The sequence below is a fragment of the Pseudomonas sp. HAR-UPW-AIA-41 genome (genome assembly GCF_002304225.1).
Classification (GTDB): Bacteria; Pseudomonadota; Gammaproteobacteria; order Pseudomonadales; family Pseudomonadaceae; genus Aquipseudomonas.
This window is the reverse complement of the sequence record NZ_NSLB01000001.1, coordinates 294,072-312,429: the sequence shown is the minus strand read 5'-3', so window position 1 is coordinate 312,429 and position 18,358 is coordinate 294,072. Positions and strand designations below refer to the sequence as shown.

Genomic DNA, 18,358 nt, shown 5'->3' with positions numbered 1-18,358 from the left:
CGGCGCCATGGCGTTGGCTCAGGACTCCTCAGCCCTGCCCTCCCAGGGTTGTTCAGCCCCGAAATGACCAGCCCCCGGTTCCAGCATCGGTGGCTGCACTTGTGGCAGCTCCTGCAGCGTTTGCGGCTCCTGCTGCACCCAGTTGCCGTAATCCGGCAGTGGTTCAGGTACCACCTGACCGACCTGATCCTGATGATCGGGCACCACGACGGGCAGTTCCTTCCAAGCCAAATCCTCGTAATCCGGAACCACCTGAGGTTGTTCCGGGCGCCCCTTTTCGGGAACCACTATCGCCGTTCCAGGCCGCTCAGTGCTGCCTGGCACCACAATCACAACCGGTGGTTGAACCTGCGGGCGAATGGCAGGCGGTTGGGTTTGAGGCTGTGCCGGCGGCTGGATCTGTGGCGTGACCGACGGCCGCGTCAAAGGCGGCTGAATTTGCGGCCGACCGGCGTTATAGCCGGCCGAATAGGCCTGTACCGCCGCGGCCTGCTGATGTGGGGGACAATAGGCTTTGAACCAGCCGACATCGGCAGGCTGCCCATAGGCTCCATCGCGCTGCCCCCTCTGCTGAGAAAAAGCCGGCAGGCAGTCGCGTGCCACCTGTTCCTCATGCAGGCGTTGAAGTTCGGAGCATCCGGCCAATAAGGCCAGTGCGCCAAGAGCAAAGGTACGTGTGATCATGATGCCATCTCGACAGAGGCCGCCCAGGCGATGGGCGGCGTTCAGCCATCACGATAATCAACGGCACCTGAATCACCCCTGAACGAAACGCAGATGCCGGTCAGGCCAACGTATCAGGGCGCGCCGAACAGCGCCGTCCAGTAGATACCCGCGTCACTCTTGGGATCGGTCGCATAGGCCGAGCCCAGCTCGCGGAACTGCGGGTTCATCAGGGTGGCGCAGTGGCCGGGGCTGGCCAGCCAGCCATCAACCACGCGCCGCGGGGTGTCGAGGCCGGCGGCGATGTTCTCGCCAATCTGCATGCCGCTGTAGCCGCCCAGTTCGGCCCGGTCGCCCGGCGTGCGGCCGTCGCGGTCCTTGTGGCTGAAGTAGTTGCCGTTGGCCATAGAGCGGCTATGGGCCTCGGCCACGCTGCCCAGAGTGGCATTCCAGCTCAATGGCGCGCTGGCATTGAACGATTGGCTGCCGCACTGACGGGCCTGGGCCCGCGCCGTGTTGACCGCCTCCAGCAGCTTCTGCCCTTCGGCCTGCCAGTCGCCCAGCTTGCCGGCCAGCAGCGGCCGCGCCAGGACGATGCGCCAGTCGCGGTCGACCCGACTGACGCCGATATCGACGAACTGCGGGTCAAGCAGCACCTTGCAGAAACTCTCGCTCAGCGCCTTGAGCGCCGTTTGCGCCTCGCGCGGGCCGGACAGGTTGATCGACTGCACGCGCATCATCGGGTAGGCCGTGGCATTGAGTTGCGCCTGCAGATCACCGCCGGCACCGACCGGCAGGGCCAGACGGGTATCGCTGGTCAACGGCGGCAGCTCTCCAGTGCCCTGACCGGCGCACAGCTGCACCTGGCTGCGGTAGGTATTGATCGCCGCAATCAGCTGCGCCTCTTCCGTGGCACTGGCACTGCAGGCCGCCGCGCCCCCCAACAGCCCCGCCAGCCAGGCAACGGCAACAGAACTCACACGCATGACCACCTCCTCGGTTGAATGCCGCCATGATGCTTGATTGCGCGCCACTGTGGCAGCACCTGCAGAGCGAACAGACAACAACAGGCAGTTGCAGAGCAAACGAACCGAAACAGTCACTGCCTGTCATACTGCCCCGGTCAACTGGTTTTCACGCGCCCGCCTGAAGCGGTCGCCTGTTCTGGAATAGATTCATGTCGCGACTCACCCACCACCTCCCTCTCTGGACACTCTTGCTGCCACCGGCTGGCTGCGCCCTGCTCGCCGCTCTGTTCGGCCAGTCGGCCAGCTGGCCGCTGGTGATGCTGGCAGGCGCCGTGCTCGTGGCTTCGGTGCTGGCCGCCGTACACCACGCCGAGGTTATCGCCCATCGCGTTGGCGAACCCTTCGGCGCTCTGGTGCTGGCCCTGGCCGTCACGGTGATCGAAGCCTCGCTGATCGTGTCGATGATGCTCGCCGGTGGCGAGGATTCGGCCAGCCTCGCCCGCGACACGGTGTATGCCACCGTGATGATCGTGTGCAACGGGGTGATCGGCCTGTGCCTGCTCATGGGCAGCATCCGTCACCGGGTTATCGGTTTTCGCATGGAAGGCACCACGCCGGCTCTGGCGGTTCTGATCACGCTGGCGACCCTTACGCTGGTACTGCCGGTGTTCACCTCCAGCAGCGCCGGGCCGACCTATTCCAGCGCCCAGCTGATCTTTGCCGCCGTGGTTTCGCTGGTGCTGTGGGGCATTTTCGTCTTCGTTCAGACCGTGCTGCACCGCGAGTTCTTCCTGCCCGAAGGCTCCGCCACGGAAGCCGAACACACCACAGTACCGGGCACGGGTGTCGCGCTGGTGAGCCTGGCGCTGCTGGTGGTGGCCCTGATCGCCGTGGTCGGTCTGGCCAAGGTCATAGCACCCTCCATCGAAGCGGCGGTAGATGCCGCCGGCATGCCCAATGCGGTGGTCGGTATCGCCATTGCCCTGATCGTGCTGCTGCCGGAAACCCTGTCGGCCACCCGCGCCGCTGCGGCCAACCGCATGCAGACCAGTTTCAACCTGGCCCTTGGCTCGGCCCTGGCCACCATCGGTCTGACTATCCCCGCCGTCGCCATCACCGCCATCAGCCTTGACCTGCCACTGGCTCTGGGACTGCCACCCAAGGAGATCGCCCTGCTGGCCCTGACGCTGCTGCTGACCAGCATGACCCTGTCCGGCGGGCGGGCCACCGTGTTGCAAGGCGCCGTGCATCTGGTGGTGTTCGCCGTCTTCCTGTTCCTCGCCATGGTGCCCTGAGCCACCACTGACAAGCCCGTACAGCCTGCGCGGTTGAATCCCCCGCCGATTGCGCTAGGCTGTGCGCCTTTGCTGGACCTCCCCCCCTTCATTCAAGGAGTCATCCCATGGCCCGCGCCACTGCCCGTCACATCCTGGTTGCCACTGAAGCCAAGTGCAACGAACTGAAAGCTGCCATCGAAGCCGGCGCCGACTTCGCCCAGGTCGCCAAGGACAACTCCACCTGCCCGTCCAGCCGTCAGGGCGGCGACCTCGGCTCGTTCGGCCGTGGCCAGATGGTCAAGGAATTCGACGCCGTAGTGTTCAGCGCGCCGGTCGGCGTGGTGCAGGGCCCGGTGAAAACCCAGTTCGGCTACCACCTGCTGGAAGTCACCAGCCGTCGGGACTGAGTGCCTGCCCCGGTTAAATGCCGGGCATGAAAAAACCGCCGGGGCTCACGCCACCGGCGGTTTTTTATGGCCTGAACAATCAGGCGGTACGGATCAGTTCATCGGCGAGGAAGTCTTCTTCCAGCAGTTGATCGGCGTTGCCGACCAGCTCACCGTTCTCACGCTGGGCCGCGGCGCGCTTGGTACGCAGCTTGCCCATCTGGTGGTCGAGGGCATGACCGAGTTTTTCCAGAGCGCCATCGAGGGCGAACTCCAGCGACTCGGCCTTGTGGGTTACGGAAATCGGCGCCTGGCCCTTGGGGCGCGCCTCGATCTGGCAGCGCTTGTCATTGGCGCCGGCCTTGTGCGCGTTCTCATCGTTGAGGTGCACGACAACGCGGGTCAAATCCTCGTCATAACGTTCGAATTTGCTGGCAACACAGGTGCTGACCCAATCAGCCAGACGGGCACTGCCATCGATATGGTTGTCACTGTGAACCTGGATTTGCATACGGCATTCCTTATTCAACCAAACAACTGAAGTGTCGCGAATAGCTCCTGCGACAGTTTCAGCCTACGTCATGTCGGCACACTTGGGGGGAATTTGTTGCATGCCGAAACACTCTGGCGTGACCTGCATCAGACCCGCCGCAAAAGCCGGCGCGCGACGCTGGACAGGCTCGCCGGCAGCCGCCTACCATCCCGGAAATAGCTCGCGGGGAACTGCATGCCTCCTCTCCCGGCCCTGCTCAGCATTGCCCGTGGCCCCTTCCTTCTGCTCAGCCTGAACACCGTGCTGCTGGCCGTCGCCCTGGCCTGGCCAGGCAGCGCAGTGACTGCGTTTTTTTTAGGCGAAGCGCTGCTGGTTCTGCTGGCAGCACTGGCCGCGCATGTCAGCGTCAACGCCTTCAACGAACACCACGATTTTCGCAGCGGCCTCGACCTGAGCACGCAGCGCACGCCCTTCAGCGGCGGCAGCGGCACTCTGCCCGGCAACCCGCAACTGGTCGGCGCGGCGCTGTGGCTGGGTATTCTCAGCCTGGCGCTGACCCTCTCGATCGGCGCCTATTTCGTTCTCACCAGCCCGGCCTGGCCGGCGCTGCTGCTGATCGGCGGCCTCGGCTGCGCGCTGATTCTCGCCTACACCCCCTGGCTGACCCGCAAGCCCTGGCTGTGCCTGTTCGCCCCCGGCCTGGCCTTCGGCCCGCTGATGCTGATCGGCGGCCAACTGGCCCTGAGCGGGCAGACCAGCGGCTCAGCCATGCTGCTCAGCCTGGCGCCGCTGTTTCTCGGCAACAACCTGCTGCTGCTCAACCAGTTGCCGGATATCGACGCCGACCGCGCGGCTGGACGCCTGACCCTGCCCATGTGCCTGAGCCCGCGCGCCATCCTCGGAGTGCTCAGTCTGCAGTGGGCCCTGGCCCTGCTACTGCCGGCGCTCCTGGCCCTGTTCGGCCTGTGCCCGCCCGGCGTGGCGCTGAGCCTGCTGCTCGCCCCACTGGCGCTGTGGACCGCACGGCGTTGCCGGCAGGCAAAGCTGCAGGTGCCGGCCCTGCTGCCGGCCATGACCGCCAACGTCGCTATGACCCTGCTCCTGCCGGTACTGCTGGCTATCGGTCTGCACCTGAACTGACCGCCCTGCCCGTCCGCGCCCACCGTCCGTCCCGCCACGCGCCACTGCGGCCCGGCAGGACTACGCTGACAGAACCAGCCTGCGTTGGCCGCTGCGCCTTGGAGGTGCCCATGGTTGTGAACTGTATTGTCCACCCCCCTTTCTTCCGAGGATCGCGACCATGAGCAAGAACCATGAATCCCACAAGGAAACCAGGAAAAAACCGCTGAAGTCGGCCCATGACAAGCGCATGGCCAAGCGCGACAAGAAGCACAACCAGACTCTGCTGGGCAGTCACTCATCCCAGTGAAACCGTCTGCGGCGTCGCCACCGGTCCGGCGTCGCCGCGCCTTCACCGCCTCACATGCTTTGCCGGGTGCCAGCCGGCGCCAACCTCGCTAGAATCTGCCCCCTGAATCCCGCGCAAAGCCAAGGGCTTTGCGCTTCCAGATGAAGTCAGCGAGAGAAACGCCATGGGCGCCCAGTGGAAAGCCAAACCTAAAGAAGCCGCCGCCAACGCCAGAGGAAAGATCTTCGGCAAACTGGTGAAAGAAATCATGGTCGCCGCGCGTAACGGCGCCGATCCGGACATGAACCCGCGCCTGCGTCTGGCCGTGCACCAGGCCAAGAAAGCCTCGATGCCCAAGGACACCCTGGAGCGCGCGATCAAGAAAGGCTCCGGCCAGTCCGGCGAAGTGGTCAACTTCGAGCGCACCCTCTATGAAGGCTTTGCCCCGCACCGCGTGCCGCTGATCGTCGAGTGCCTGACCGACAACATCAACCGCACCGTGGCGGAAATCCGCGTGCTGTTCCGCAAAGGCCAGATGGGTGCCGCCGGCTCCGTGGCCTGGGACTTCGATCACCTCGGCATGATCGAGGCTGAAGCGACCGGCGCCGATTCCGACGTCGAACTGGCCGCCATCGAAGCCGGCGCTCAGGACTTCGAAACCGCCGGTGAAGACGGCCTGGCGATGTTCTACACCGAGCCGACCGACCTGGACACCGTGAGCAAGGCACTGCCGGATTTCGGCTTCACCGTGCATTCGGCCAAGCTCGGCTACAAGGCGAAGAACCCGGTCAGCCTGTCCGGCGCCGAACTGGAAGAAGTCGAAGCCTTCCTCGAGGCCCTGGACAACCACGACGACGTGCAGAACGTCTACGTCGGTCTGGACGCCCACTAAGCCGTGAGTCGCCAGCAATTCCATCAGGAGCACGCCGGGCGCGCCCGCGCCGAGGCGCTGCGCCTGCTGGAACAGCGCGAGGCCCTCGGCCCGCGCTGGCTGGCCTGGGTCGCCACCGAGCTGTATGCACTCAAGCCGCCGGAGTTCGCCAGCATGGTGCGCCGCGAGCTGGAACGCCTCAGCAACGCCCAGAGCCTGCACGGCACAGCCTCCTCCAGCCTGCACTGAGACCTTGGCAAAACCCTGCACCCCGCTATGATGCGGCGCTTTTGCCGGGATGCCGTAGATGCCCTCGCGTTACCTGCTGTTCCTCACGCTGCTGACCGGCATTCTGGGGCTCTGTTTCCCTGCCCAGGCCACCCCGCCGCGCACCTTCAGCGAAGCCAAGCAGATCGCCTGGCGCCTGTATGCGCCGCAGTCGGTGGAGTTCTATTGCGGCTGCCGCTACCAGGGCAACCGCGTCGACCTGGCCAGCTGTGGCTACGTGCCGCGCAAGAACAGCAAACGCGCCGCCCGTATCGAGTGGGAACATATAGTCCCGGCCTGGGTCATCGGCCACCAGCGCCAGTGCTGGCAGGACGGTGGCCGCCAGTATTGCGCACGCAGCGACCGGGTCTTTCAGCGCGCCGAAGCCGATCTGTTCAACCTAGTGCCGAGCATCGGAGAGGTCAACGGAGACCGTGGCAACTACCGCTTCGCCTGGCTGCCGCAACCCCCGACGCAGTACGGTGCCTGCCCGATGGTGGTCGACTTCAAGGCCCGCAAGGCCATGCCACGGGCCAAGGTGCGCGGCATCATCGCCCGCACCTATTTCTACATGAGCGACCGCTATGCACTGCACCTGTCCCAGCAAGAGCGCCAGCTGTTCAGCGCCTGGAACCGGCAGTACCCGGTCAGCACCTGGGAACGCCAGCGCAACCAGCAACTGGCCTGCGTGATGGGCTGGGGCAACCCGCATGTGGGTCCGGTCGATCTGGCCCGCTGCCCGCGCTAAACACCTGCTAGGACCGCCAGCGCGACGCGGCGCCGCACCTGGCAACGCACGGCTTATTGATCAGGCTCAAGGTTTGCCCGTGATGCCTCTCTAGGATGCCTGGTCAGTTATCCAGAGGACCCGCCATGAGCATCACCTCCGCCACCATCTGTGCCGCCGCCGACCAGTTGCAGGGGCTGGTTGGTTACAACGCCAAGACCTGCCAGTACATCGTCCGTTTCAGCGAGGACTCCTTCGGCAAGGATGTCCCCGACGACCGCATCGTCCCGGCCTGCGAGTTCGTCTGGAAGCCGCTTTTGGGCAACCTGATGACCCTCAGCCGCGAGCGCCTGCAGCTGCTGATCGACCAGAACGTCGATGATCGCCTGCAGATCAGCGAGCCGCTGCGCCTGTACCTGCGCCGCCAGGACCTGCCTGAAATCCAGGCCGAGCGTTACCTGCGCCAGCCAGCCTGACAAGTCCTGAAAAACCTCTTGCCCGGCGGCTGACCGAATCAGCCGCCAGCTGTGCCGCTTTGCCGCTGGTCATCGGCCAGAGCCACCCTATGCTTGTACGTTCGTACAACTCCGGTGGAGCGCCATGCATGTTCGATGTCGTGATCAACAACGGCCTGTTCTTCGACGGTCTGGGCAACCCCGGCGCGCTGCGCCATCTGGGCATCCGCGACGGCAAGCTGGTTACCCTCAGCAGTGAGCCGCTGGACACCCAAGGCTGCCCGCAGGTGATCGACGCCCAGGGCTGCTGGGTCATGCCCGGCTTCATCGACATGCACACCCACTACGACGCCGAACTGGTGGCCGCCCCCGCGCTCAAGGAATCGGTGCGCCACGGCGTGACCACGGTGATGATCGGCAGTTGCTCGATCAGCATGGTGCTGTCGGCACCCGAGGATTGCTCGGACCTGTTCACCCGCGTCGAATCGGTACCGCGCGAGCACGTATTGCCGCTGCTGCAAGAACGCAAGCAATGGTCCAGCGCACGCGAATATGCTGACTTTCTCGACCGTCACCCGCTGGGGCCGAACGTGGCCTCCTTCCTCGGCCACTCCGATCTGCGCGTGGCGGTGATGGGCCTGAGCCGTGCGGTGGATGCTGGTATCCGGCCCAGCGCCAGAGAACTGCAGCGCATGCAGCAGTTGCTGGATGAAGCCCTCGACGAAGGCCTGCTCGGTCTGTCGAGCATGACCAACCCCTGGGACAAGCTCGACGGCGAGCGCGAGCGCTCCAAGTCGCTGCCCTCGGTGTATGCGCCGTGGCGCGAATACGCCGCCCTCAACCGGGTGCTGCGGCGCCGCGGGCGCATCCATCAGGGCGCACCGAATCTGGTGACCAAATACAACGTGCTGGCCTTTCTCTGGGCCAGCCTCGGCCTGTTCCTGCGCAAGCCGCTGAAGACCACGCTGATCACCCTGATGGACGTCAAGACCGATCCCTGGCTGGCCAGGCTGCTCGGCCCGCTGACCCGCTGGTTCAACCGCTTGGGCCGGGGCGACTTCCGCTGGCAGACCCTGCCGGTGCCTTTTGAAACCTATGCCGACGGCATGGAGTTCGTGGTGTTCGAGGAGTTTCCCGCCGGCGAGGCCGCCCTGCACCTGGCCAGCCACGACCTGCGCAGCGAACTGTTCAAGGACAGCGACTACCGCCGGCGCTTCCGTGAAGACGTCGACAAGCGCTTCGGCCCACGCGTCTGGCACCGCGACTTCGACGATGCCTGGATAGTCGCCTGCCCGGATGCCAGCGTGGTCGGCCACAGCGTCGGCGAGCTGGCCAGGGCTCGCGGCCAGCATCCCGGCGATCTGTTCCTCGATCTGCTGGTCGAGCACGGCCCGCACCTGCGCTGGCGCACGGTGATCGCCAACCACCGCCCCGAGGTGGTGGAAAAACTGGTGGCCGAACCCAGCACGCTGATCGGTTTTGCCGACTCCGGCGCCCATATCCGCAACATGGCCTTCTACAACTTCGCCCTGCGCCTGCTCAAGCTGGTGCGCGATGCTGAGCAGCGCGGCCAGCCGGTGATGCCGCTGGAGCAGGCGGTGTGGCGCCTGACCGGCGAGCTGGGGCAGTGGTTCGGCGTCGATGCCGGCACCCTGCAACTGGGCCGGCGCGCCGACGTGGTGGTGGTCGACCCAAGCCGCCTGGACGACAGCCTGAGCCAGTACCACGAGGCGCCGATGGAGGCCTTCGGTGGTCTGCAACGCATGGTCAACCGCGGTGATGCCGTGCGCGCCGTGCTGATCAACGGCCAGTTGGCCTTCGATGGCGAGCAGTTCAACGAACAGCTTGGCCAGCAGCGCGGCTTCGGCCAGTTCCTGCGCGCCGGCGTGACCGCCTGACGATAAGCCCGGCAGGGACTGCCCCGGCCGGGTACAATGACCGCCCTTTTTCCAGGTCATCACCATGTCTGAAGCCATCCGCCTGTCCAAACGCCTGGTTGAGCTGCTCGGCTGTTCGCGCCGCGAGGCGGAGCTGTACATCGAGGGTGGCTGGGTCACGGTGGATGGTGTGGTCGTCGATGCGCCGCAGTTCATGGTGCAGACACAGAAGGTCGAGCTGCTGCCCGGGGCCGTGGCCGCACCGAGCGAGCCGGTCACCCTGCTGCTCAACCAGCCGCCCGCGCAGCACTCTGAACAGGCCCTCAGCCTGATCACCCCGGAGAGCCGCTGGGCCGAACAGCCCAGCGATCAGCGCACGCTGAAAAGCCACTTCGCCCGCCAGCAGACCTGCCTGCCACTGCAGGCCGGGGCCAGCGGCCTGCTGGTGTTCACCCAGGACTGGCGCACCCTGCGCAAGCTCAACGACGATGCGGCCAAGCTGGAACAGGAATACATCGTCGAGGTGATCGGCCAGATTGCCGCCGACGGCCTCAAGCGCCTGAGCCAGGTGCAAACCATCCGCGGTGAGGTACTGCCCAAGGTCAAAGCCAGTTGGCAGAACGAGACCCACCTGCGTATCGCCCTGAAGAACCCCGCCCCCGCAATCATCGTGCGTCTGTGCGACAGCGTCGGCCTCAAGGTCACGGCTATGAAGCGCATCCGTATCGGCGGCGTGGCCATGGGTAAGCTGCCGCTCGGCCAGTGGCGCTACCTTGGCGCCAGCGAGCGTTTCTGACCTTTACGCCGGCAACCTTTCGCCTCCCCCTTTCAGGACACCTCATGCTCCCCAACGACGTATTGCGCAGCCTGCGCTACCTGCTCGACATCAGTGACGCCGAACTGGCCGCCATTGCCCAACTGGCCGATGCCGGCATCAGCAGCGAGGCCATTGCGGCCTACCTGTGCAATGACGATGAAGAGGGCTTTGTGCCCTGCAGCGATGCGGTGCTGGGCTCTGTGCTCGACGGCCTGATCGTTCATCGTCGCGGGCGTGACGACAGCCGTGCGCCGCAGCCGCTGGAACTGCCGCTGAGCAACAACACCATCCTGAAGAAGCTGCGCGTGGCCTTCGAACTCAAGGAAGAAGACATGCACGCCATCCTCGACGCCGCCGAGTTTCCGCTGTCCAAACCCGAACTCAGTGCCCTGTTCCGCAAGCCCGGCCACCACAACTACCGGCCGTGCGGCGACCAGCTGCTGCGCAAGTTCCTCAAGGGGCTGACCCTGCGCGAGCGCCGCTGACTGGCAACTCGGCCAACGCCTTGCCGGCAAGGGCCAGACATACTCACGGCAAAGCTCATCGCCAAGGAACTGGCCACGTGCGCACCGTCTTGCGTTTCCACATCCTCCTGCTGTTGTTGCTGGCGGTCAGCCCGCTGCAGGCCGCCGAGCACTTGCGCTATCCGCGCCCGCTGCCCGGCCTGGAGCATCGTAACGACTACATCCTGGCACTCCTGCAGCTGGCGCTGGACAAGGCAGGCAGCTCACGCCAGTTGCTGCCTTCGGATCACCATATGGAGCAAAGCCGCGCCCTGCGCGAGCTGCAGCAGAACCGCAGCGTGGATGTGGTCTGGAGCATGACCAGCAACGAGCGTGAAGCTCAGCTGCGGCCAATCCGCTTCCCGCTGGATAAGGGCCTGCTCGGCTGGCGCCTGGCTCTGGTGAAAAAGCAGGCGCGCCAGCCGCTGGCGGCCGTCGACGATCTGCAAGACCTGACACAACTGCGCGCCGGCCAGGGCCATGACTGGCCGGATACCCAGATCCTCAGTGAAAACGGCCTGCCCGTGGTCACCAGCGCCAGCTACCCGAGCCTATTCAGGATGCTCGAAGCAGGACGCTTCGAATACTTCCCCCGCTCGCTGCTGGAAATCTGGGAAGAGGCTGATCAACCACAGAACAGTGCACTGCAGGTCGACCCTAACCTGCTGCTCCTCTACCCGACGGCCTTCTACTTTTTCGTCGCCCCCGACAACCAGACATTGGCCGAAGAACTGCAGCAAGGTCTGGAGAAAGCACGGGCAGACGGCTCCTTTGATCAGCTGTTCTTGAACTACCACGGCGAGGCGCTGAAGCGCGCGCGACTCTCCGAGCGCCATCTGATCGAGTTGAGAAACCCGCTTTTGCCAAAAGCCACCCCACTACAACGCAAAGAGCTATGGCTGAGCCGCGAACAGCTGCTCAAACCTTAGCGCCGCCAGCTGCCGGAATTCCACGGAGCGTTCAACCAATCGCGTACCCGACGCACAAGCCCCGGGCTTCCGGCATCCGGGGTCAGCTTCGGAGCGTCGGGAACATCCACTGGTTGCGACTCTTGGACAGCCATGTGGTCGGCCTCAACCACTTCAATATCCTCAATCATTACAGGCAGTTCACTGAGGCTCAGCCCTGCCTGAATGTGCGCGAGGTTATCAGCCAGAGACTGGTCCAGAACTTCATACATCGTACGTTGTGCTGCCGAACACTCGGGGTTGTTCAGAACCTGCGCAATATCACATCGCATCTCGTTGATGTGCTCGACAACTCGCTGGCGAATCACCTGCTCTCGTGCATCAACCTGTTGCAGTCGCTGCTGGATCGCCAAACGGGGCAAAGGTAGATGCAGGGCAGCTACTACCTCCCCACGTTTGGCCAGCAAAGCGCGCAAAGCGATAGCCGTTCGCGCATTCCGGTTGAAGGTATTGACCTGCGGGTGAATGGACTCGAGTTGATCCAGGCGCACCAGCGGATCATCCACCAGTTGCAGGGCCAGACGACTGAGGTTGAGCAGGCTGTCGCTGACCAACCCATCAAGATTGAGCACGGCGGCCCTGAGTTCCGTATCACTCAGACTGGCCACACGCTGACGAATGATTTCAACCGAGCGCAACTCGGCTTCAGTCAGTTGCTGACGGTTACCGCCAAGAAGTAGTACCGCCTCAAGCGAAGCATGCAGTCGCTCAAGGCTGATCACCAGCTGGGTCAGGCCAAGCAGCACTGCCCGCTTCTTCTCGATCAGGGCAATCTGCGCAGCAAGGGATGAGGCAGCAGACACGGTGCAACTCCACGACAATGATTGGCCAAGCGTACACCGAGTACCGCTTCGGGCCTATGTGTAGCGGCGTCGCAGAAACGCCGAGGGCGGGCTGGTTCACACCAGTCCGCCCCCGGTTTGCCTTGCAGCGCGTTATCAGCTGCGGATCAGGTGATCGAAGGCACTCAGCGAAGCCTTGGCCCCCTCGCCCACGGCGATGACGATCTGCTTGTACGGCACGGTGGTCACGTCACCGGCAGCAAACACGCCGGGGATATTGGTGGCGCCCTTGGCGTCGACGATGATCTCGCCGAAGCGGCTCAGCTCCACGGTGCCTTTGAGCCAGTCACTGTTGGGCAGCAGGCCGATCTGCACGAAGATGCCTTCCAGCTCGACGGTATGCAGCGCCTCGCTGGTGCGGTCCTTGTATACCAGACCGGTAACCTTCTGACCGTCGCCCACCACTTCGGTGGTCTGCGCGCTCTTGATCACGGTGACGTTGGGCAGGCTGTACAGCTTCTTCTGCAGCACGGCGTCGGCACGCAGGGTGTCGGCGAACTCCAGCAGGGTCACATGACTGACGATACCGGCAAGATCAATCGCCGCTTCCACACCGGAGTTGCCGCCACCGATGACCGCCACGCGCTTGCCCTTGAACAGCGGGCCGTCGCAGTGCGGGCAGAAGCACACGCCCTTGGCCTTGTATTCCTGCTCGCCGGGCACGCCCATCTCGCGCCAGCGCGCACCGGTGGAGAGGATCACGGTCTTGGCCTTGAGGCTGGCGCCATTGTCGAACTTCACTTCATGCAGGCCACCTTCGGCGCTGGCCGGAACCAGGGCGGAGGCGCGTTGCAGGTTCATGATGTCGACTTCGTATTCACGCACGTGCTCTTCCAAGGCGCGCACCAGTTTCGGCCCTTCGGTTTCCTTCACCGAAATGAAGTTCTCGATGGCCATGGTATCGAGCACCTGGCCGCCGAAACGCTCGGCGGCGACGGCAGTGCGGATGCCCTTGCGCGCGGCGTAGATAGCCGCCGCAGCGCCAGCCGGGCCACCACCAATGACCAGCACATCGAAGGCTTCCTTGGCGCTCATTCTCTCGGCATCGCGGTTGGCCGCACCGGTATCGATCTTGGCGAGGATTTCCTTCACTTCCATACGGCCGGAAGCGAAGACCTCGCCGTTCAGGTAGATGCTCGGCACCGCCATGATCTGGCGACGCTCGACTTCTTCCTGAAACAACGCGCCGTCAATCGACACGTTGCGGATATTGGGGTTGAGCACCGCCATCAGGTTCAGCGCCTGGACCACGTCCGGGCAGTTCTGGCAGGACAGCGAGAAGTAGGTTTCGAACTCGAACTTCCCTTCAATGCTCTTGATCTGTTCGATGGTCTCAGCGTCCAGCTTGGACGGATGACCACCGACTTGCAGCAGTGCCAGCACCAGCGAGGTGAACTCGTGGCCCATGGGGATACCGGCGAAGGTAATGCCGATATCGGCGCCCGGACGGTTCAGGGCGAAAGACGGACGGCGTGCATCGTTACCATCAGTCCGCAGGGTGATCTTGTCGGTCAGGCCGACGATATCGTTGAGGAGTCCGAGCAGCTCCTGGGATTTCTCGCCGTCATCGAGGGAAGCAACGATCTCGAACGGCTGGGTGACCTTCTCGAGGTAGGCCTGCAACTGGGATTTCAGAGTGGCGTCCAACATGACGGGGTTCCTCAAAGCAAATTTCGGACAAACAAACGCCCGGACGGATCGCGCCCGGGCGTTCGGGCACTTGTCTGAGTCGGGTTACGACTCCAAGCGCGGTAAAACGGATTGGAAAGCGTCGCGAACGAAGCTGGGGCTAGGCGAAATCAGGCGAGGGCGCGGAGTTTACGAGCTGTAAATGAGCAGCCCGAGCCTGATTTCAACAACGCCACAGCAAGTGCAGTAGCTTTCCGGCCGTTTTTAGATCTTGCCAACCAGATCCAGGGACGGAGCCAAGGTCTTCTCGCCTTCTTTCCACTTGGCAGGGCACACTTCGCCCGGGTGAGCAGCGGTGTACTGAGCAGCTTTCAGCTTGCGCAGAGTCTCGGAGACGTCACGGGCGATTTCGTTGGAGTGGATTTCCACGGTCTTGATCACACCTTCCGGGTTGATCACGAAGGTGCCGCGCAGGGCCAGGCCTTCTTCCGGAATGTGCACGCCGAAGGCGTTGGTCAGCACGTGGGTCGGGTCGCCGATCAGCGGGAACTGAGCCTTGCCGACAGCCGGGGAAGTCTCGTGCCATACCTTGTGCGAGAAGTGGGTATCGGTGGTAACGATGTAGACCTCGGCACCGGCCTTCTGGAACTCGGCGTAGTTGTTGGCGGCGTCTTCGATCTCGGTCGGGCAGTTGAAGGTGAATGCTGCCGGCATGAAGATCAGTACCGACCACTTGCCCTTCAGGGACTGCTCGGTGACTTCGATGAACTTGCCGTTGTGGAAAGCATTGGCCTTGAACGGCTGAACTTGAGTGTTGATCAGAGACATCAGTGAACTCCTTGTGAGGGTTGAAATGTGCGGTTGAAAGTTGACGGGGAGGATAATAGGCCCCATCGGCTTTCTTGGCCCATTGATTGAAACGATGACGGTGATTGTTTCTGCCAATCACCGCCAGCGGATGATCAGCTCAGGCTATCGTCGAGGCACAACACCAGCTTGCCTGCCACCTGATTGCTGGCGAGCTTAGCAAAGGCAGCCTCCGCCTCGGTAGCCGGATAGACCTGTTCCAGTTGTGGCGTGAGCTGTCCACGGGCAAACAGTGGCCAGACTTCACGCGCCAGCTCGCTGACCAGCTCGGCCTTGAAGGCCTCGTCGCGGTTGCGCAGCGTCGAGCCTGTCAGCTGGATGCGTTTGCCCAGCAGCAGCGCCATATCCAGCTGAGCCTCGCGCCCGCCCATCAGGCCGATATTCACCCAGCGCCCGTCCAGCGCCAGCAACTGCAGATTGAGCGCCGCATAAGCCGCCCCGACCGGATCCAGAATCACGTCGAAAGGCGAAAAGTCACGAAGGCCCTGCAGGTTTTCACCGCGCAGCACGCCACCACGGGCACCCAGCTTCTGGCAATGCTGCAAGCGCTCGGCCGAGCCGACACTGACCCAGCACGGATTGCCAAAGGCCTTGCACAGCTGGATAGCCGCCGTGCCGACGCCACTGGCCCCGGCATGCAGCAGCACCTTCTCGCCCGGACGCAGGGCCGCCAGACGGTAAAGATTGAGCCAGGCGGTGGCATACACCTCCGGCAATGCCGCCGCCTCGGCCAGACTGATGCCTTCGGGTACCGGCAACACGTGCTGGGCGTCGACCACGACCTCCGAGGCCATGCCGCCTCCGGCGAGCAGAGCACAGACCCGCTCACCCACCTGCCAGCTGGCACCGGCCCCCACTTCACTGATGATTCCGCTGCACTCCAGCCCCAGCGTCCCGGGAGCTCCGGGCGGCGGCGGATAGTGCCCGGCCAGTTGCAGCAGGTCAGCCCGGTTTAGCCCGGCTGCCGCCACTTTGATCCTGACCTGCCCTGCAGCCAGTGGTTCGCTGGGTTGTTCCTGCCAGTGCAACTGGCCCTTGACGCCTTGCAATGCCTTCACAGTGCCCCCATAGTTCTTTTGTCCCCGGTACCGACTGGAAAGTCGGACGAGTCGTCGCAGGACGCGACAACCCCGGCCGACATTCTCTGCGGCCCACTATGCGGCAAGCCCGCCACGACGTCGAATTCAGCATGAAGCGCATCCTCACCCGTTCCACCCTGTCACTCGTTCTCAGCCTGAGCAGTCTGTCGCTGTGGGCCAGCCCCGGCACAACCAACTGGGACTACCTGGAGCCCGACCGCGAGCAGGTGATCGCCAGCCTGAACGTGGTGGAGCTGCTCAAGCGTCACCACTACAACAAGCCGCCGCTCAATGATGCGCGCTCGCAGATGATCTACGAGAGCTACCTGAAGCTGCTGGACCCGGCGCGGATGTACTTCACCGCCGCCGATATCCAGGAGTTCGATGCCTGGCGCCTGCGCTTCGACGACTTCCTCAAGAGCGGCGACCTAGAGCCTGGCTTTACCATTTACAAGCGCCACCTCGAGCGCCTGAGTGGGCGCATCGAATACACCCTGGGCCTGCTCAATCAGGGCGTCGACAAGCTCGACTTCAGCGTCAGCGAACGCCTGGAAACCGATCGCGAAAAGGCCCCCTGGGCCAGGGACGTCGCCGAGCTGGATGCGTTCTGGCACAAAAAACTCAAGGATGAAGTGCTGCGCCTGAAGATTGCCGGCAAGGAACCCAAGGCCATCGAGGAGCTGCTCACCAAGCGCTACGAGAATCAGCTCAAGCGCCTCAAGCAGACCAAGGGCGAGGACGTCTTCCAGGCCTACATCAACGCCTTTGCCCAGACCTACGACCCGCACACCAACTACCTGTCGCCGGATAACGCGGAAAACTTCGATATCAACATGAGCCTATCGCTCGAGGGTATCGGTGCCGTGCTGCAGAACGACAACGAGTACGTGAAGGTGATGCGCCTGGTGCCGGCCGGCCCGGCGGAAAAGAGCAAGCAGCTGCACACCTCCGACAAGATCATCGGCGTCGCTCAGGGCAACAAGGAAATGGTCGACGTGATCGGCTGGCGCCTGGACGAGGTGGTCAAGCTGATCCGCGGTCCGAAGGGCTCGCTGGTGCGTCTGGAAGTGATTCCGGCCAGCAACGCCCCGAGCGACCAGACCAGCCGCATCATCAGCATCACCCGCGAAGCGGTGAAGCTGGAGGAGCAGGCAGCGAAGAAGTCGGTGCTCAAGCTCAACCACGACGGTCGCGATTACAAACTCGGCGTCATCGAGATTCCCGCCTTCTATCTGGATTTCAAGGCCTACCGCGCCGGCGATCCCGAATACAAGAGCACCACCCGCGACGTGAAGCGCCTGCTTGGTGAACTGGAAAAGGAAAAGGTCGACGGCGTGGTTATCGACCTGCGCAACAACGGCGGCGGCTCCCTGCAGGAAGCCACCGAACTGACCGGTCTGTTCATCGATCAGGGCCCGACGGTGCTGGTCCGCAACAGCGATGGCCGCGTCGACGTGCTCAACGACGAGGACAGCGGCGTTTTCTACCGCGGCCCGATGGCCGTGCTGGTCAACCGTCTGTCCGCTTCGGCCTCGGAGATTTTCGCCGGCGCCATGCAGGACTACCACCGCGCCCTGATCATCGGTGGCCAGACCTTCGGCAAAGGTACGGTGCAGACCGTGCAGCCGCTCAACCACGGCGAACTGAAGCTGACACTGGCCAAGTTCTACCGCGTGTCCGGGCAGAGCACTCAACACCAGGGCGTGCTTCCGGATATCGCCTACCCGTCCATGGTCGACACCCATGAAATCGGCGAAAGCGCACTGCCCGAAGCCCTGCCGTGGGACAGCATCCGCCCGGTAGTCAAGCCGGTCAGTGATCCGTTCAAGCCCTTCCTCAGCGAGCTGACTGCCCGCCATGAGGCGCGTACCGCCAACGACCCGGACTTTGTCTTCACCCGCGAACGTCTGGCCCTGGCCCAGCGCCTGATGAAGGACACCAGCGTACCGCTGGAGGAATCCGAGCGGCGCCAGTTGCAACTGAGCATCGAACAGCAACAGCTGGCGCTGGAAAACACCCGGCGCAAGGCCAAGGGCGAGGAGCTGCTCAAGGAAATCAAGAGCGAGGAGGACGAGGAGGCCGCTGCAGCCGAGCCGGACAAATCGACCCCGGAAGACGACGCCTACCTGGCCGAAACCGGCAAGATCCTCATCGACTACCTGGGGCTGTCCAACAGCCTGGCCAAGCACTGATCTGTCATCAGACAGTCATATCGCTGCGCTGAAATGCGGGGGCCGGTCACACCGGCCCCCGTTTTTTTC

At 63.7% G+C, this 18,358-nt stretch carries 20 protein-coding genes; 13 read left to right on the top strand and 7 right to left on the bottom strand.

All coding sequences use genetic code 11. The features are described 5' to 3' along the window. Positions 1-18: 18 nt before the first annotated feature. Positions 19-684 carry a hypothetical protein gene (locus tag CK486_RS01495; RefSeq protein ID WP_095938512.1) on the bottom strand — a complete coding sequence of 222 codons (666 nt, stop codon included), beginning with the start codon at positions 682-684 and terminating at the stop codon, positions 19-21. A 113-nt stretch (positions 685-797) separates the two neighbouring features. Then, positions 798-1,649 carry a CAP domain-containing protein gene (locus CK486_RS01490; protein WP_095938511.1) on the bottom strand — a complete coding sequence of 284 codons (852 nt, stop codon included), beginning with the start codon at positions 1,647-1,649 and terminating at the stop codon, positions 798-800. Between the two features lie 191 nt (positions 1,650-1,840). Here CK486_RS01490 and CK486_RS01485 point away from each other — a divergent pair, with 191 nt between their 5' ends. Both CK486_RS01485 and CK486_RS01480 read left to right on the top strand, forming a co-directional pair. Beyond that, positions 1,841-2,926 (top strand): calcium:proton antiporter, encoded by a 1,086-nt coding sequence (locus tag CK486_RS01485; protein ID WP_095938510.1) that lies wholly within the window; start codon positions 1,841-1,843, stop codon positions 2,924-2,926. A 107-nt stretch (positions 2,927-3,033) separates the two neighbouring features. Then, a complete protein-coding gene (locus CK486_RS01480) occupies positions 3,034-3,315 on the top strand; it encodes a peptidylprolyl isomerase (RefSeq protein WP_095938509.1) in 282 nt (93 codons plus the stop codon). A 79-nt stretch (positions 3,316-3,394) separates the two neighbouring features. Here the strand turns inward: CK486_RS01480 and CK486_RS01475 are convergent, their stop codons facing one another. Continuing rightward, complete coding sequence (locus CK486_RS01475; RefSeq protein WP_095938508.1) at positions 3,395-3,805, bottom strand: HPF/RaiA family ribosome-associated protein; 411 nt, start codon at positions 3,803-3,805, stop codon at positions 3,395-3,397. Positions 3,806-4,021: 216 nt separating this feature from the next. Here CK486_RS01475 and CK486_RS01470 point away from each other — a divergent pair, with 216 nt between their 5' ends. The 10 genes from CK486_RS01470 (at position 4,022) to CK486_RS01430 (ending at position 11,641) form a co-directional block, all read left to right on the top strand. Continuing rightward, entirely contained in the window at positions 4,022-4,927 is a 906-nt protein-coding gene (locus tag CK486_RS01470) for a prenyltransferase (RefSeq protein WP_095938507.1), read from the top strand. Positions 4,928-5,087: 160 nt separating this feature from the next. Further along, the gene (locus CK486_RS18260) at positions 5,088-5,216 is read left to right on the top strand and encodes a hypothetical protein (protein ID WP_256574336.1); all 129 of its coding nucleotides are present in this window, start codon (positions 5,088-5,090) and stop codon (positions 5,214-5,216) included. Positions 5,217-5,379: 163 nt separating this feature from the next. Then, positions 5,380-6,087: a YebC/PmpR family DNA-binding transcriptional regulator gene (locus CK486_RS01465; protein WP_095938506.1), complete on the top strand. Its 708-nt coding sequence runs from the start codon at positions 5,380-5,382 to the stop codon at positions 6,085-6,087. Between the two features lie 3 nt (positions 6,088-6,090). Then, positions 6,091-6,315 carry a hypothetical protein gene (locus CK486_RS01460; protein WP_095938505.1) on the top strand — a complete coding sequence of 75 codons (225 nt, stop codon included), beginning with the start codon at positions 6,091-6,093 and terminating at the stop codon, positions 6,313-6,315. 58 nt (positions 6,316-6,373) lie between these two features. Further along, positions 6,374-7,081: an endonuclease gene (locus CK486_RS01455; protein WP_095938504.1), complete on the top strand. Its 708-nt coding sequence runs from the start codon at positions 6,374-6,376 to the stop codon at positions 7,079-7,081. Between the two features lie 125 nt (positions 7,082-7,206). Further along, positions 7,207-7,536: a DUF2025 family protein gene (locus CK486_RS01450; RefSeq protein ID WP_095938503.1), complete on the top strand. Its 330-nt coding sequence runs from the start codon at positions 7,207-7,209 to the stop codon at positions 7,534-7,536. A gap of 128 nt (positions 7,537-7,664) precedes the next feature. Next, positions 7,665-9,413, top strand: coding sequence for an amidohydrolase family protein (locus CK486_RS01445; protein WP_095938502.1), 1,749 nt, complete (start codon positions 7,665-7,667; stop codon positions 9,411-9,413). Between the two features lie 64 nt (positions 9,414-9,477). After that, positions 9,478-10,188: an rRNA pseudouridine synthase gene (locus tag CK486_RS01440; RefSeq protein WP_095938501.1), complete on the top strand. Its 711-nt coding sequence runs from the start codon at positions 9,478-9,480 to the stop codon at positions 10,186-10,188. Between the two features lie 44 nt (positions 10,189-10,232). Continuing rightward, positions 10,233-10,694 carry a DUF1456 family protein gene (locus CK486_RS01435; RefSeq protein WP_095938500.1) on the top strand — a complete coding sequence of 154 codons (462 nt, stop codon included), beginning with the start codon at positions 10,233-10,235 and terminating at the stop codon, positions 10,692-10,694. Between the two features lie 77 nt (positions 10,695-10,771). Next, positions 10,772-11,641: an ABC transporter substrate-binding protein gene (locus CK486_RS01430; protein WP_218192077.1), complete on the top strand. Its 870-nt coding sequence runs from the start codon at positions 10,772-10,774 to the stop codon at positions 11,639-11,641. On the opposite strand, the gene CK486_RS01425 is transcribed toward CK486_RS01430, so the two are convergent. The 4 genes from CK486_RS01425 to CK486_RS01405 all read right to left on the bottom strand — a co-directional run bounded on the left by CK486_RS01425 (position 11,638) and on the right by CK486_RS01405 (position 16,076). Continuing rightward, positions 11,638-12,483: a hypothetical protein gene (locus CK486_RS01425; protein WP_095938499.1), complete on the bottom strand. Its 846-nt coding sequence runs from the start codon at positions 12,481-12,483 to the stop codon at positions 11,638-11,640. The genes CK486_RS01430 and CK486_RS01425 overlap by 4 nt on opposite strands. Before the next feature lie 135 nt (positions 12,484-12,618). After that, on the bottom strand, positions 12,619-14,172 hold the full coding sequence (ahpF, locus tag CK486_RS01420) for an alkyl hydroperoxide reductase subunit F (protein WP_095938498.1): 1,554 nt from the start codon (positions 14,170-14,172) through the stop codon (positions 12,619-12,621). Between the two features lie 243 nt (positions 14,173-14,415). Continuing rightward, a complete protein-coding gene (ahpC, locus tag CK486_RS01410; protein ID WP_095938496.1) occupies positions 14,416-14,979 on the bottom strand; it encodes an alkyl hydroperoxide reductase subunit C in 564 nt (187 codons plus the stop codon). A 134-nt stretch (positions 14,980-15,113) separates the two neighbouring features. After that, positions 15,114-16,076, bottom strand: coding sequence for an NAD(P)H-quinone oxidoreductase (locus tag CK486_RS01405; protein WP_095938495.1), 963 nt, complete (start codon positions 16,074-16,076; stop codon positions 15,114-15,116). A 131-nt stretch (positions 16,077-16,207) separates the two neighbouring features. Between CK486_RS01405 and CK486_RS01400 the strand changes: the two genes are divergently transcribed. Next, positions 16,208-18,289 (top strand): carboxy terminal-processing peptidase, encoded by a 2,082-nt coding sequence (locus tag CK486_RS01400; RefSeq protein ID WP_095939032.1) that lies wholly within the window; start codon positions 16,208-16,210, stop codon positions 18,287-18,289. Positions 18,290-18,358 lie beyond the last annotated feature (69 nt).

Coding starts and splice junctions, on each gene's coding strand:
- CK486_RS01495 (WP_095938512.1), bottom strand. CDS start 684: ATGATCACACGTACCTTTGCTCTTGGCGCACTGGCCTTATTGGCCGGA.
- CK486_RS01490 (WP_095938511.1), bottom strand. CDS start 1,649: ATGCGTGTGAGTTCTGTTGCCGTTGCCTGGCTGGCGGGGCTGTTGGGG.
- CK486_RS01485 (WP_095938510.1), top strand. CDS start 1,841: ATGTCGCGACTCACCCACCACCTCCCTCTCTGGACACTCTTGCTGCCA.
- CK486_RS01480 (WP_095938509.1), top strand. CDS start 3,034: ATGGCCCGCGCCACTGCCCGTCACATCCTGGTTGCCACTGAAGCCAAG.
- CK486_RS01475 (WP_095938508.1), bottom strand. CDS start 3,805: ATGCAAATCCAGGTTCACAGTGACAACCATATCGATGGCAGTGCCCGT.
- CK486_RS01470 (WP_095938507.1), top strand. CDS start 4,022: ATGCCTCCTCTCCCGGCCCTGCTCAGCATTGCCCGTGGCCCCTTCCTT.
- CK486_RS18260 (WP_256574336.1), top strand. CDS start 5,088: ATGAGCAAGAACCATGAATCCCACAAGGAAACCAGGAAAAAACCGCTG.
- CK486_RS01465 (WP_095938506.1), top strand. CDS start 5,380: ATGGGCGCCCAGTGGAAAGCCAAACCTAAAGAAGCCGCCGCCAACGCC.
- CK486_RS01455 (WP_095938504.1), top strand. CDS start 6,374: ATGCCCTCGCGTTACCTGCTGTTCCTCACGCTGCTGACCGGCATTCTG.
- CK486_RS01450 (WP_095938503.1), top strand. CDS start 7,207: ATGAGCATCACCTCCGCCACCATCTGTGCCGCCGCCGACCAGTTGCAG.
- CK486_RS01445 (WP_095938502.1), top strand. CDS start 7,665: ATGTTCGATGTCGTGATCAACAACGGCCTGTTCTTCGACGGTCTGGGC.
- CK486_RS01440 (WP_095938501.1), top strand. CDS start 9,478: ATGTCTGAAGCCATCCGCCTGTCCAAACGCCTGGTTGAGCTGCTCGGC.
- CK486_RS01435 (WP_095938500.1), top strand. CDS start 10,233: ATGCTCCCCAACGACGTATTGCGCAGCCTGCGCTACCTGCTCGACATC.
- ahpF (WP_095938498.1), bottom strand. CDS start 14,172: ATGTTGGACGCCACTCTGAAATCCCAGTTGCAGGCCTACCTCGAGAAG.
- ahpC (WP_095938496.1), bottom strand. CDS start 14,979: ATGTCTCTGATCAACACTCAAGTTCAGCCGTTCAAGGCCAATGCTTTC.
- CK486_RS01400 (WP_095939032.1), top strand. CDS start 16,208: ATGAAGCGCATCCTCACCCGTTCCACCCTGTCACTCGTTCTCAGCCTG.